Annotated in this window: 12 protein-coding genes; 1 reads left to right on the top strand and 11 read right to left on the bottom strand. The window is 47.1% G+C overall.

What is annotated here, in order from left to right; all coding sequences use genetic code 11:
- Window positions 1–124: 124 nt before the first annotated feature.
- The 4 genes from MKX98_RS11325 to MKX98_RS11310 all read right to left on the bottom strand — a co-directional run bounded on the left by MKX98_RS11325 (window position 125) and on the right by MKX98_RS11310 (window position 4,344).
- Complete coding sequence (locus tag MKX98_RS11325) at window positions 125–1,099, bottom strand: family 43 glycosylhydrolase (protein ID WP_194541881.1); 975 nt, start codon at window positions 1,097–1,099, stop codon at window positions 125–127.
- A gap of 79 nt (window positions 1,100–1,178) precedes the next feature.
- A complete protein-coding gene (locus MKX98_RS11320; protein WP_216530927.1) occupies window positions 1,179–2,090 on the bottom strand; it encodes a carbohydrate ABC transporter permease in 912 nt (303 codons plus the stop codon).
- Window positions 2,091–2,144: 54 nt separating this feature from the next.
- Window positions 2,145–3,020: a sugar ABC transporter permease gene (locus MKX98_RS11315; protein WP_194541879.1), complete on the bottom strand. Its 876-nt coding sequence runs from the start codon at window positions 3,018–3,020 to the stop codon at window positions 2,145–2,147.
- 82 nt (window positions 3,021–3,102) lie between these two features.
- Entirely contained in the window at window positions 3,103–4,344 is a 1,242-nt protein-coding gene (locus MKX98_RS11310; protein ID WP_194541878.1) for an extracellular solute-binding protein, read from the bottom strand.
- A gap of 284 nt (window positions 4,345–4,628) precedes the next feature.
- Between MKX98_RS11310 and MKX98_RS11305 the strand changes: the two genes are divergently transcribed.
- Window positions 4,629–5,531 carry an ArsR family transcriptional regulator gene (locus MKX98_RS11305; RefSeq protein WP_194541877.1) on the top strand — a complete coding sequence of 301 codons (903 nt, stop codon included), beginning with the start codon at window positions 4,629–4,631 and terminating at the stop codon, window positions 5,529–5,531.
- 239 nt (window positions 5,532–5,770) lie between these two features.
- Here MKX98_RS11305 and spo0A read toward each other — a convergent pair whose 3' ends face one another.
- The 7 genes from spo0A to dxs all read right to left on the bottom strand — a co-directional run bounded on the left by spo0A (window position 5,771) and on the right by dxs (window position 13,823).
- Complete coding sequence (gene spo0A, locus MKX98_RS11300) at window positions 5,771–6,574, bottom strand: sporulation transcription factor Spo0A (RefSeq protein WP_194541876.1); 804 nt, start codon at window positions 6,572–6,574, stop codon at window positions 5,771–5,773.
- A gap of 195 nt (window positions 6,575–6,769) precedes the next feature.
- The gene (gene spoIVB / locus MKX98_RS11295) at window positions 6,770–8,104 is read right to left on the bottom strand and encodes a SpoIVB peptidase (RefSeq protein WP_194541875.1); all 1,335 of its coding nucleotides are present in this window, start codon (window positions 8,102–8,104) and stop codon (window positions 6,770–6,772) included.
- Between the two features lie 100 nt (window positions 8,105–8,204).
- Window positions 8,205–9,944: a DNA repair protein RecN gene (gene recN / locus MKX98_RS11290; protein WP_194541874.1), complete on the bottom strand. Its 1,740-nt coding sequence runs from the start codon at window positions 9,942–9,944 to the stop codon at window positions 8,205–8,207.
- Window positions 9,945–9,995: 51 nt separating this feature from the next.
- Window positions 9,996–10,445: a transcriptional regulator ArgR gene (argR, locus tag MKX98_RS11285; protein ID WP_071223861.1), complete on the bottom strand. Its 450-nt coding sequence runs from the start codon at window positions 10,443–10,445 to the stop codon at window positions 9,996–9,998.
- Between the two features lie 17 nt (window positions 10,446–10,462).
- Window positions 10,463–10,954, bottom strand: coding sequence for a hypothetical protein (locus MKX98_RS11280; protein WP_339223020.1), 492 nt, complete (start codon window positions 10,952–10,954; stop codon window positions 10,463–10,465).
- Window positions 10,955–11,022: 68 nt separating this feature from the next.
- Window positions 11,023–11,895: a TlyA family RNA methyltransferase gene (locus tag MKX98_RS11275; protein ID WP_216530922.1), complete on the bottom strand. Its 873-nt coding sequence runs from the start codon at window positions 11,893–11,895 to the stop codon at window positions 11,023–11,025.
- 20 nt (window positions 11,896–11,915) lie between these two features.
- Window positions 11,916–13,823 carry a 1-deoxy-D-xylulose-5-phosphate synthase gene (dxs, locus tag MKX98_RS11270; RefSeq protein WP_339223016.1) on the bottom strand — a complete coding sequence of 636 codons (1,908 nt, stop codon included), beginning with the start codon at window positions 13,821–13,823 and terminating at the stop codon, window positions 11,916–11,918.
- Window positions 13,824–13,859 lie beyond the last annotated feature (36 nt).

The following is a 13,859-nucleotide window of genomic DNA, read 5'->3' as shown; positions in this document are numbered from 1 at the left end:
CTTTTTTCCTATTTTATATTATGCTGCTTATCTCCTGTAATGTAAAAAACCGACCAAGCTGTTAAGCTCAGTCGGTCTGATGTTTGTAAATCGATTCGTTCTATAACCCCAATTACAAATTGCATCATAGCTTGGAGACCGGTTCATCATCCGCTCTCGGCACCCCGAAATTCGGCGTCCCGTCCTCGTTCCACCGGATGACCTGTACGCGCGTATGCCGATTCGGATCATATAGAGGATCGCCCACAATCTCCTTGTAACTTCTTGCATGGTACACCAGAATGTCCTGCGAGCCATCCTCGGAAATCGTGAAGCTGTTATGCCCTGGTCCATATTGGCCATTGGCTTCCGATGTCGTAAACACGGGTACCGGCGACTTGACCCAGGAGCTCGGATTCAGCAGATCACTGTCCTCATCGGCTGTCAGCAGCCCCATCGCATAATTGTGGTCCGTGGCGCTCGCGGAATAGGTCATGAATATTCGCCCGTTTCGCTTCAGAACGGCGGCCCCTTCGTTCACAAGATACCCGATCTTCTCCCAGTCGTACTCAGGAACCGAGATGCATACCTGTTCCCCTGTAAGGGTCCATGGATTTTCCATCAATGAAATGTACAGATTGGAATTGCCTGGAATGCCCGGATCTTTCTGAGCCCATACATAATATCGTTTGCCTCTATGCTCAAAGGTTGTTGCGTCCAAGGCAAAAGATTCCCACTTCGTGATCACTTGCCCCTTCTCCACCCATTCCCCTTCGAGCGGGTTCGCCGAAGCGTTCTCCAGTACGAACATGCGATGATCAAACAATCCGTCCCTCGTTTCTGAAGTATGGGCAGCGGCGAAGTACACATACCATTTGCCATCCATATAATGGATCTCGGGTGCCCATATGTTGGCACTCATCAGGCCTGACTCATGCTTGCGCCAGATCGTAATTCCTTCAGCATCCGCAAGCCCATGTATCGTTTGGGAGCGTCTAAGCTCAATACGGTCATACTCCGGCACGGAACCGGTAAAGTAATAATAACCATCGGTATGTTTATAGATCCAGGGATCAGCCCTTTGTTCAATCAGGGGATTTTTTATATATAATTCAGACATGGTGACGACTCCTATACCTTATAGTTTGACTTCCGCTAGCTTTCTATTTTTAAATGTTTCTTTGAATCCAATCTTCTTGCTATCCTTTGATGCCTGCGTTTAAGTTAATCGACTGCACAAAGTATTTCTGGGCAAACAGGAACAACAGCAGCGTCGGAATGATGGCCAGGATCGCAGAACCCATCAATTGTCCGATCATGCGGTAATTGCCGTAAATGTCCTGTAACAACAGCAAACCTGCTGTGACCGGCATCTTCTCCACATCGGTATACACGATGACGGGCCAGAGGAAATCATTCCAGGAACCCGTAAATGAAAACAGGCCGCATACAATCAGTACAGGTTTCATGAGCGGCAAAATAATAGAATAATAGATTCTAAAGTCTCCCGCTCCATCCACGCGTGCCGATTCATCCAAATCCTTGGGAACGCCCATCATGAATTGTCTGACCAAAAAAATGTTCCCCATCCCGGCCAAACCGGGAATGATCATTGCCCAAGATGTATTTACCCATCCCAGCGCATCAATGATTTTATAAGACGGGATCAGATTCACTACCCCAGGAAAGAAGGAAATTCCAAGCAAGGTAAAGAACAAGGTATCTCTTCCCTTAAAGTTCATGCGCGAGTATCCATAACCTGTAATGGAAATGACAACGATCACGAGCAGCGTATGCATCGTTGCAATAAACACGGAGTTCATCAACCAGCGCAGAATGGGCGCGGTCGACGTGTTTTGCAGAATCGTGACATAATTATCAAAAATCCAGCTATCGGGCAGCAGTCTGAAACCGCTGGAAACCACCTCAGCCTGGGACCGAAAAGATGTGGTAATGCCAAATATGACCGGAATTGCCCATATCACACACAGGATGATCAGAAATGCGTAAGCTATATATTTTGACACGCTTATGTTGGATGAAGCCTTCTTCGGACCAGAGCGACCAAGCTTGGAATCCGCGTTTACTTCATGTACTACCGGGTTCGACATTGCACAGTACACCTACCTTTTATCGTTTCCGTCGTTTGCAAGCTGATCATGCCGCTAGGACGCGTTTCGGTTCATCACATAATACTGAAGGGCTGAAATGACGAGAATGACCAGTCCGAGCAAAACCGCCATCGCGGATGCCATACCCGCAATCGATTCCCCGTGACCGAAGGCCAGCTGCCGGATATACATCATCAATACCGTCGTGCTCTGTCTGGGTCCTCCGTCCGTCATCATTAATGGCTGACCGAATACGTTAAAGGCTCCGGCTGTCGTCATAACAAAGGTATAGATCAGCGGAAAACGAATGGAAGGCAGTGTAATGCTTGAAAATCTGCGGACAGGCCCCGCTCCATCTATCTCGGCCGATTCATACAAATCCTTCGACACTCCGCTTATGGAAGCCCGGTAGATAATCATGTTGCCACCGACTCCGCCCCACACCGTAATGACAATGATAATCAGCCAGGCATAGGGCTGGTTGGCCGCCCAGACCGTTTCTGAGCCGAAAATATTATTCGTAATCCCGAGCTGCTTATTGAAGATTAAAGACCAGATCAGTGCCGCTGCGGAAATCGAGATGAGTCCGGGAATATAGAGGATGGACTGAATCACATTTTTCATTTTCACTTTTTTGTGTTCCAGCGATACGGCAATCATTAACGGAATGATGATTAATATAGGGACGCTTAGCACAACAAAGATGAGCGTATTTTTTAATCCATTCATAAATTGGGTATAGAAGGTAGACTCCGTATCAAACAGAATCGTTTTATAGTTGGCCAAGCCAACCCATACAGGGTCATTAATCAGATTCCATTGCGTAAAGGAAGCATAGATCCCGTATAGGGTCGGCAATAGAATAAATACGATAAAAAGTATCAGATGGGGACCTACAAAGAAATAAGGCGTCAACGACTTCTTATTCATACCCTTTCATTTCTCCTTTGGAAAAGAAAAGTGTCTTCTAAGGAAGGACACTTTTCTTTTTTTCAAACTGCTCTGCTGTTATTTACTTTGCAGCACTGTTGCCTTCCGCGATTTTATCCTCTACAAATTTCTGCATCGTCGCCAGGGTCTCGTCGATATCGACATTGCCTCGTACGATATCCGCTGCATATGTATCCACAGCCTCCGCTACGTATGGATAGTATTCGTAGGTGTAAATGTACAAGGATTCGATTTCTTTTTCGTTGGCGGTAAAGAATGACTGAATATAATTACCGTACTCCGGGCTCTCAATGACCTGTTTACTCGCTACAATCTGTCCCGCTTTTGCCCACTCAATCGAGTTTTGGCGAATGAATTCCAGGAACTGGCCGATGGCCTGCTCTTTCTCGTCCGTTCTCTTATCGTTCTTCAGCATGGAGAATAAGTGCGAAGAGGCCCGGTTCGTATACTTATCAGCACTCGTCGAATAAATGTTCGTAACGCCAAAGTCCAATCCATCGACGGTTGCGTGTGCCGTCGAGCTCCATGTGCCGTCTGTGGAAAATAAAACGTTTCCAGATTGGAACATCAGATAGCCGTCCTCACCAAAAGGGGTCATCAAGCCTGCATCCGATATTTTCTTAATCTCCGTAAATGCTTGCTTCATGGCTTCTGTATTTACGGCCGGCTTGCCGTCTTGTTGAATGTCGCCGCCCAGGTTCTGGATTTGCGCCAGCACAACCCAGCCCAACAGAGCGTCATTGATCACGTAATCGCCTTCATCCAGCTTGCCTTGCAGCGACAAAATTTCATCAATGGTCACGACATCATCATCCAGGAAGCTTTCAACATTGTATTTTTTGAGCAAATTTTTATTGTAATACATCGCATTGCTGTGAATATCAAGGGGTACTGTATATTGGGTGCCCTCGACGTTTCCTGTTGCCCAGGCCTGCGGCAAGTAATTATCCGCTTTCAATTCTGGCTGAGCTTGCATGACTGCCGTCATCGGCTCCAACACACCTTGCTTAACGAAGCTAGGAACGCGGTCTGCGTGAATAATGGACAGATCAGGAACGCCTTTGCCTGAATTCAGGACGGTAGAAATTTTTGTATACATATCCGAAGTAATCACGTGCTTCACTTTATATTCAGGATTGGTGGCGTTGTAATCTTTCACTAGCTGATCCATGTAAGCCCCGTCATCACCTGTCAAAGGCGTCCAGAAGGTAATGGTGTTCTTGTCCCCGTTGCCACATCCCCCTAGTACCGCTACCGCTAACAATACAAGTATTAGTGAAACCCCCATTTTTTTCTTCAACAAACTCTCCTCCTATTACTAATCATTTGGTTAATCATTTACCGACATGAATCATGAAAACGATTAACTTTGGTTCAGTATACACTCGTATTGAAAACGGTGTCAATAACATATATATAAATCTTTGTTACTTATTTTTCATTTAATTAACATTCATGTTAATCATTCAATTGAAAATTTATTGTATTAAATGGTGAGATTTATATACAGGTTAATAAAGCATGTGTTATGATGCATATAAGTTAATGAACCTGGTTTATGAAAAACTTGTTGAAAGAAGTGGTCATATGCAATTGGAAATAGACAAGTCATCGCTTGTGGTTTACGAGGCTTTGGCCAGCGAAGTTCGAATCAAGATTATTCAGCTGCTCTCCAAAAACAAAATGAATATCAAAGATTTGGCCCAAGAACTTCAAATCAGCAGTCCGATTGTGACAAAACATATTAAAAAGCTCGAAGATGCAGGCATTATCCGGACAGAAAAAGTACCGGGAAAATCGGGACAGCAAAAAATCTCGATCCTGAAGGTGGATCATATCGAAATCAACTTCCCGAAAAAGATTTTTCATTCCTTTGCTTCATATGAGGCTTCCGTGCCGATCGGGCATTATACGGACTATGACCTGAAACCTACCTGCGGCCTTGCTACCGAGAAGGAATTTATCGGGCGGGTTGACGAACCCAAATACTTCATGGATCCTAAACGTGTGGATGCAGAAATCCTGTGGTTTACGGAGGGCTTTATCCAATACAACATCGCGAACTTCCTTCAAAAGGATGAAAAACTGCAGCAGTTCGAAATCAGCTTGGAGATTTCCTCAGAATTTCCTTTTTCCAATGATGTCTGGCCTTCCGACATCACGTTCTCCTTAAACGGGATCGAACTGGGTACATGGACAAGCCCGGGGGATTTCGCGGATACGAGGGGGAAGTATACGCCTGCATGGTGGCCGCACAACATCAACCAATACGGTCTGCTAAAAACGATACGAATTACAAGCCATGGTACTTATATCGATGGCGACCCGCTCTCTGCCGTCTCCATAGATGATTTGGATGCAACCTGTGATCGCTGGACCTTTCGAATTGAAGTGAAGGAAGATGCAAAGCACGTGGGAGGTGCCACATTATTCGGCAAGAAGTTCGGAAACCACGAGCAGGATATCCAGTTCAAAATGTATTATCTGTGAGGCCAATCGAAGGTAGATAACACCGAAGATTGTTCACCTGTTAAGTTACCTAAATAAAAACAAACCAGCCGGATTAGCGGCTGGTTTGTTTTGCTCAAAGTCCATGGCAAACATAAAATCACTCCTTCACAGATTACGACATCGCAACCAATAAAGGAGTGATTTCAATGTTCCGCGCAAGTAGACATTCAGGATAACCTCTTTCATTACCCTAAATCCCTTCCTCAGTCCTTACCCTTTCAAGATACCTTATGCTCAATTCTCAGCTTGTCAGCGACCATCGCGATAAACTCGCTGTTGGTTGGCTTGGATTTGCTGATGTTGATGGTGTAGCCGAACAGATGCGAGATGCTGTCAATGTTACCGCGTGTCCAGGCCACTTCGATTGCATGACGGATCGCACGTTCCACGCGGGAAGGCGTTGTTTTGAATTTCTCTGCGATTGCCGGATACAACGTTTTGGTGATCGCACCAAGAATTTCGATATTGTTGTATACCATCGTAATGGCTTCACGCAAATATTGGTAACCCTTGATATGAGCAGGGACACCAATCTCATGGATAATCGAAGTGATATTCGCGTCCAGATTTTTGCCTTTGCCCATGGGAACCACATTGGATTTCATACTTGTAAATGAAGCGCCTGACGAAATGCTGCTGGACGAGCCAACGAGTTGACGAATACGGCTGGCGAGCACCTCCATATCAAACGGCTTCAAAATATAATAGGAAGCCCCCAATTGTACGGCTCGCTGCGTAATATTTTCCTGACCAAATGCCGTAAGCATAATGACTTTCGGCTGCGGAGACAAATTCATATCGCGTAATCGCTCAAGTACGCCAAGGCCGTCCAAATGAGGCATAATAATGTCAAGGATCAGCACATCCGGTACTTTTCCCGATTCCTCAATCATGCTCAGTACTTCTTCGCCGTTATAAGCGATTCCGGAAACCACCATATCTTGTTGATCCGAAATGTATTCACCAAGCAGGTTTGTAAACTCACGGTTGTCGTCTGCCAATAATACCTCGATCTTTTGCAATTCGTGCTCCTCCTTTATCAGATCAGTTGTTATTTTAGAACATTTTCTTGTGTATAAAGTTTTCGACATGCTTATTTAAATTCCTTCTGTCGAAAATTATTTTTCTTTATTTTTTTTTGAAGTTGATTTATAATTAAATATTTTGTTTCAAATTAATCTCTAATTCGTTATTTTACGACAAAAAATCTCAAGGCATTAACCTGCCTTAAGATTTTGAGGAGTTGATTCTGTAGATTGTAGTATGCCAGAGTCCTGAAGCATCCATTCAATAAAGCATCCATACCCCGATTTAGGATCATTAACAAAAACGTGCGTTACCGCTCCAATCAGCTTGCCATCCTGAACGATCGGACTGCCGCTCATGCCTTGTACGATCCCGCCTGTCTTCTTAAGCAGTCTCGGGTCGGTGATACGAAGCACAAGCCCTTTCGTTGCAGGAGCATCCTGCTTGGACACATGAACAATCTCCACTGTAAAGCGTTCAACATCCTGCCCTTCAACGACAGTTAAAATCTCTGCCGGTCCTTCCTTGACCTCATGGGATAAGGCTACGGGAATGGGCTCCTGATACAGACCGTGTTCAGGAAGATTATTCATTTTACCGAAGATGCCAAAATGGGTATTGCGCTCGACATTGCCCAAAATCTTGCCGTCTTTTGTGAAGGTGGCCCGTTTTTCCCCCGGCTCGCCTTCTTCACTTCGACTAATGGATGTAACGTTGGACTGAACAATCTGTCCGCTTCCGACATCAATGGGTGTTTGAGTATTCATATCGGTGATAACATGGCCTAAAGCTCCATAAACTTTCTGATGAGGCGCATAGAAAGTTAAGGTTCCTACCCCTGCTGCAGAATCACGGATATACAGACCAAGACGCCAGCTTTGATCTTCTTGATCATATGCCGGACTCAGTTTTGTTGCCATTACTTTGCCGCCCCGCTTAAAGGAGATATCCAGTGGCTTATTAGCTTTACCAGCCTTCTCGACGATATCAGCAACCTTAGTCACATCATTAAGCGGCATTCCATCCATCGTGGTCAGCAGATCGCCAACCTTCAAGCCAGCTGCTTCTCCAGGAGACACTTTAGCACCGTTTTGAACGCGTACCAGATGATGTCCAACGACCAGTATACCGGAGGATTTCACTTTGACACCGATGGTTTGGCCTCCAGGAATGACCTTGAGCTCCGGGATCACCTTCACATGAACTGTCTTCAGAGGAATTTTACCAAATAATTTCAGGGTTACTTCCGCATTTCCGCTTTGCTGGGGGTTCAGCTGCAGTGGATGCTTTAGCGATACTTGAAGTTTTGACTCGCGGGAGCCGTTGAGCTGCAGGACATCCGGGCGATCAACTGAAGCGAGGGCTTGAACAGGCATGGCTACATCAAGGCGGGACTGCTGACCGGAAATCAATCTCAGCTCATTAGGCAATGAAGCAAAAGACTGGACTGGATCAGCAGTTCCAATGAAACAAAGAAGGAAAGCAAGAACGAAACCGAGCAGTTTTCTCCTGAGGTTGGGCTTCAATGGCTGTCACGCTCCCTTTTTCTTCTTTCGCTTGACGAAAAGGTGGTCGCCAATTGCGTACCTTTAAGTTACCCTGCCCTTAAGGATTTATAACTGTCAATCATTGACCCAGAGCCGTTCTGGAAGCCTTTTGCGCTGCCGCCAGATTGAGCATTTCTTGGGCATGATGAAGTGTCTTTTGAGTGATCTCGACTCCGCCAAGCATTCGTGCAAGCTCTTTTACACGCCCCTCTTCAGTCAGGTTTTCTACTTGCGTCATCGTTCTGGAGGCTTCCAGCTTCTTCTCGATTAAATACTGATGATCCGCCATGCAAGCGACCTGCGGTAAATGCGTTATGGAGAACACCTGACAGGTTTTAGCCAGCAAAAACAGCTTCTCCGCAATCGATTGGGCAGCCCTTCCACTGACACCTGTGTCGACTTCATCAAAGATTAAGACCGGTATTTGATCATGACGGGCAAATATACTCTTCATCGCCAGCATAATTCTGGACATTTCTCCACCCGAAGCAATTTTGGCAAGCGGACGCAGAGGTTCACCCGGATTGGCGGATATGAGGAATTCGGCCGTATCCATACCTTGTCTGGTCAACCTTACTTTATGTCCTTCATATTCGTAACCGTTAGGATCCAGCTGCAGTTCCATGCGAACCTCAAGCGAGGTGCGTTCCATTTGAAGATCCTTTAGTTCTCCCTCCACCTGCCGTGCTAAATCTTGCGCACATTGCTTGCGGGCAATACTAAGCTCTTTCGCGCTAACCAGCAGCACGCTTAACAACTCGTCACGGCGCTGTTCCATCGCTTGTATAAACTCGTCCTTATTCTCCAGCATATCGGTTTCCTGCTGAATTCTCACGTAGTATTCCAGAATTTGCTCAACATTATCCCCATATTTTCGTCGCAATCCGGAGATCATATCTAAACGAAGTTCAATTTCATTCAGCCGTTCCGGATTGAATTCAATGCTGTCGCGATAATCCCTCAGCTGGAAAACCGCATCCTCCAGCTGATAATACGCGGATTGCAGCTGCTCAACAAGCGGCTTTAACCCCTTCTCATCGTAGCCGGACACATCCTCCAATCTGGATAGGGCACGGCTGACGGATTCCAGACCCGAAGATCCGTACAATAGGTCGTATGCTCCGGCAACGGAATCCATCATCTTCTCGCTGTGGGACAGCTTGGTTCTTTCTTCGGACAATTCCTCATCCTCACCGGATTTTAGCTCCGCAGCCGCGATCTCCTCGAGCTGAAACCGATACATATCCAGCATTTGATAGGCCTTCTGGCTGGTCTCCTGCAGGTCCCTGAGCTCCCGCTCCACTTTGCTGAATTCGCCGTACAATTCTTGATATTTCCGTTTGGCAGGCCCGATGACTTTATCTCCGTATGTGTCCAGAAGACTCATATGCTGCTCTGAACGCAGCAAGCTTTGATGCTCATGCTGGCCATGAATATTAATGAGCTTTTCTCCAACTTCACGCAGCATGCTTAAATTCAGCAGCTGTCCGTTAATACGCGACGTGCTTTTCCCTTGAGATGTCAGTTCTCTCCGAATCAATAAATGCTCTTCCGGATCCGCTTCAACACCCAGCTTCTTCAGTGTTTCCCATACGGGATGCTGCGCAGGCAGCTCAAACAGAGCCTCAATCTCCGCTTTGTCGCACCCGTAGCGAATCAGCTCAGCCGAGCCGCGGCCGCCGGCAATTAATCCCAGTGCATCGATAATGATGGACTTACCTGCTCCGGTTTCCCCCGTCAGTACGTGAAATCCCGGATAAAAATGCACATCCACGCTTTCTACAACCGCAAGATTCCGAATGGATAGCGTGTTTAACATGTTTCCCACCTCCGCTACTGCTTAAAACTGCCAATGAGTCACAAATATTTATTACGAAATGAAATTTTTGATTTGGGTAACCACATGTTCTCCGTCATCTTCCGTTCGGCAAATCAGCAATATCGTGTCATCGCCGCAAATGGTCCCCATGATCTGGGTCCACTCCATATTATCGAGCAGCACGGCAACGGAATTGGCTGTTCCAGGCAAGCATTTCATGACGACAAGATTACCGGTACGGTCAATGTAAACAAAATTATCGACAAGCGCTCTTTTGAGCTTCTGTACAGGGTTATAACGCTGATCTGTCGGCATGGAGTATTTATATCGCCCATCATCTGTAGGCACCTTAATGAGCAGCAGTTCTTTGATATCACGTGAAATCGTAGCTTGAGTGACCTGAAAACCTTCCGCACGCAATGCGTCCACAAGCTCATCCTGTGTCTCAATATCCTGGTGGGTAATAATATCCCTGATTTTAATATGGCGTTGTCCCTTCATAAAGAGCCTCCTGAGTATTAACTGTTGTAATCATCCTGACCAATCCATTCTTCGTCCGACCAATCCATGCTTAAACGGTGAATCGACTTCTCGTTCACATTAATGTAGAGCAGCCCGGCACATTCGGGATACAGCAGCAAAAACGGCATCAACCGATCGCGAATGCCCGAGCCCGTCCAGTCGACCGGCATCCGTTCCCGTGCCAGCTTGACCATGTACAGCTCACCACTGTCATCGGATGCAATGTAATCGATAAACAACCGACTCAAGATGGGTCTATGCCCCGTTTCAAATGACAAGTTTATTTTTACTTTACCCCCAACGACGTTATATCCTTCTTGTTCGAGCATCCCAATCGCTGGGTGTTCTGGAATGTGTTCATTTATCGGGATGCCCGGCAGTCGATCCGGTGATGGCGACATTAGCCAACGATTCAGCCTATAACCGATAAGCAAGGCTATGACGACACCAAGCAATATCATTAATAACCAATCATAACGCTCATTCATCCTCTCACCTCGAATTTTGTATTCGCGTATGAGAACATAAATTCCTCTTTTTCAGCAAAAGAAACCCATCATTTCGATGAGTTTCCTGTGAATGTATGAGCCGCTTGCGTTACGACGGTATCAATCCATTGACTCAAATGGACAGGTTCTTGTCCATCTGCTTGAGTCGGTTCTTCCGAGCTTTCAGAAACCTCCGGCTCTAATCGCCAGTGGGCCAGGAATTCTATATTGCCTTCTCCACCCGTAATCGGAGAGAATGTCAGGTTTTTTAATTTGAACCCAATTTCATCCGCAAAAGTCAGCACTTGCGTCAAGACTTCCCTGTGAACCTTCGGATCACGAACCACGCCGGACTTACCCACCTTCTCCCGCCCTGCCTCAAATTGAGGCTTGATCAGAGCAGCTACATCTCCTGGTTTACCCAGGAGCATCTTCAAAGGCGGTAAAATGATGCGAAGGGATATAAACGAGACGTCAATGCTGGCAAAATCAGGCTGAGGGCCATTCAGGTCATCCGGTGTCATATAGCGGAAATTGGTTCGCTCCATGACACACACGCGTTCATCGTTACGCAGCGACCAATCCAACTGGTTATAACCGACGTCGATCGCATACACATAACTTGCCCCGTGCTGGAGCGCGCAATCCGTGAAGCCTCCAGTCGAAGAGCCGATATCCAGCATCGTGCGCCCCTTCATATCGATGTCGAATGAACGAATCGCTTTCTCAAGCTTTAATCCTCCACGGCTGACATAGGGATGAACCGAGCCTTTGACTTTCAATTCGGACGTCCTCGGAATTTTCATGCCGGCTTTCTCGATCCGCTCGGTTCCGGCATAGACCAGACCCGCCATAATCGCGGCCTTGGCTTTTTCGCGACTCTCATAATATCCCTGCTCCACGAGCAGGACATCAATTCGTTCTTTCTGAGATGAATCCATATTATACTCCCGATGGTTTACTAAGACATAAAACTTCTCTTGCCGAGCCCGGCTGTCCGGGCATTCTTCAAGCTCCGGATCTCCTGACAAACCGATTCCAATGTCAGCCCTACTTCTTCGCGCTGCTGCGGTATGCTGCCATGCTCGATAAACCGGTCTTCGATCCCCATTAAAGATACGACCGCATCATGGATTCCCTGCTCCGCAAAGAACTCCAGAACCGCGCTGCCCATACTACCTGCTTGCGAAACTTCCTCCAGAACCAGCATGGATGTCCCCGTCTCTGCCAGATTCCGCAGCATGCCTCCATCAAGCGGTTTAAGGAATCGGGCATTTACGACTTCCACCGTAATGCCTTCCCGCTTGAGCTGCTCCGCAGCTTCCTCGGCCAACTGAACCATAGGACCGGATGCCAGAATCGCGTATCCTTCGCCAGGACGAACGACTTCCCAAGTCCCGATAGGAATCGGCACCAGTTCGGTGTCCATTGGAACGCCGCGCACATTGTTCCGGGGGTATCGGTAAGCGATAGGTCCCTCATTATAATCGAGCGCTGTTTTCATCATATGACGAAGCTCGTTCTCGTCTTTTGGCATCATAATGACGATATTCGGGATATGACGCATGAAGGCTACATCGTATACCCCTTGATGGGTTTCGCCATCTGCACCAACAAAGCCGGCACGGTCAATCGCAAACATCACGTTGGCGTTATGGCGGCAAATATCATGCACGATTTGGTCGTACGCACGCTGCATAAACGTGGAATACACCGCAAATACAGGCTTCATGCCTTCCATTGCCAATGCTGCGCACAAGGTCGCGGCGTGCTGCTCGGCAATCCCCACATCGATCATACGATCAGGGAATTTCTTGCTGAACGGGATCAAGCCGGAGCCGCCCGGCATCGCCGGCGTAACGGCCACGATTCGCTCGTCCTGTTCCCCCAGCTCAACCAGCGTCTGTCCGAATACTTCCGTGTACATCGGATTTCCTACCGCTTTAAGGACTTGGCCGGATTCAATCTTATAAGGCGTGATCCCATGCCATTTATGAGAATCGGATTCAGCCGGTCGGTATCCCTTGCCTTTGGTTGTTACGGCATGAATCAGAACGGGTCCATCCACATTGTCGGCCTGCTTTAACGTATCGATCAGTTTGTTCAGATCATGTCCGTCTACAGGGCCCAGATAGGTAAATCCGAGTTCCTCGAATAAAACGCCGGGAACCATCATATATTTAAGGCTGTCCTTCATCTTCTCTGCCGTCTTGGCCAGTTTGCCGCCGATGGCAGGAATTTTCTTCAGGAGCATTTCCACTTCGTCCTTGGCACGAAGATAATAACGATCAGATCGGATCTTGCTTAAGTAGTTATGCATGGCACCCACATTCGGTGCAATCGACATTTCATTGTCATTCAGGATGACCATCAGCTTTTTCTGCTCATGGCCAATATGGTTGAGCGCTTCAAACGCCATGCCGCCGGTAAGGGCACCGTCACCGATCAAGGCGATCACCCGGTTGTTCTCACCTTTCAAATCACGCGCCATCGCCATACCCATTGCGGCAGACAGCGAGGTGCTGCTGTGCCCGGCTTCCCAGACATCATGCTCGCTTTCGGAACGCTTTACGAAGCCGCACAAGCCTTTGTATTTACGGAGCGTATCAAATTTATCCATTCGTCCGGTCAATATCTTGTGTACATAGGCTTGATGGCCCACGTCATATATGATCTTGTCACGAGGGCTGTCAAAGCAATAGTGCAAGGCCAGCGTGAGTTCAACCACTCCCAGATTCGGTGCAAGATGGCCACCGGTAACGGACAGCTTTTCGATTAGAAAATGACGGATTTGTCCTGCTAAATCCTCGAGTTCGTCCACCGATAGATGTTTAAGTTGTTCGGGATGCTTGATATTTGGAAGAAGCACGAAGAATCTCCCCGCTTTCCTTGATTAAGTTTACGT

The sequence above is a fragment of the Paenibacillus sp. FSL W7-1332 genome (assembly GCF_037969785.1).
Taxonomy (GTDB): domain Bacteria; phylum Bacillota; class Bacilli; order Paenibacillales; family Paenibacillaceae; genus Paenibacillus_AQ.
Note: the sequence above shows the minus strand (reverse complement) of the source record. Positions and strands in the feature narration are given on the sequence as shown.

What these genes read in the sequence shown, in the direction of transcription:
- MKX98_RS11325 (WP_194541881.1), bottom strand. Translation starts at nt 1,099, where the DNA reads ATGTCTGAATTATATATAAAAAATCCCCTGATTGAACAAAGGGCTGAT.
- MKX98_RS11320 (WP_216530927.1), bottom strand. Translation starts at nt 2,090, where the DNA reads ATGTCGAACCCGGTAGTACATGAAGTAAACGCGGATTCCAAGCTTGGT.
- MKX98_RS11315 (WP_194541879.1), bottom strand. Translation starts at nt 3,020, where the DNA reads ATGAATAAGAAGTCGTTGACGCCTTATTTCTTTGTAGGTCCCCATCTG.
- MKX98_RS11305 (WP_194541877.1), top strand. Translation starts at nt 4,629, where the DNA reads ATGCAATTGGAAATAGACAAGTCATCGCTTGTGGTTTACGAGGCTTTG.
- recN (WP_194541874.1), bottom strand. Translation starts at nt 9,944, where the DNA reads ATGTTAAACACGCTATCCATTCGGAATCTTGCGGTTGTAGAAAGCGTG.
- argR (WP_071223861.1), bottom strand. Translation starts at nt 10,445, where the DNA reads ATGAAGGGACAACGCCATATTAAAATCAGGGATATTATTACCCACCAG.
- MKX98_RS11280 (WP_339223020.1), bottom strand. Translation starts at nt 10,954, where the DNA reads ATGAATGAGCGTTATGATTGGTTATTAATGATATTGCTTGGTGTCGTC.
- MKX98_RS11275 (WP_216530922.1), bottom strand. Translation starts at nt 11,895, where the DNA reads ATGGATTCATCTCAGAAAGAACGAATTGATGTCCTGCTCGTGGAGCAG.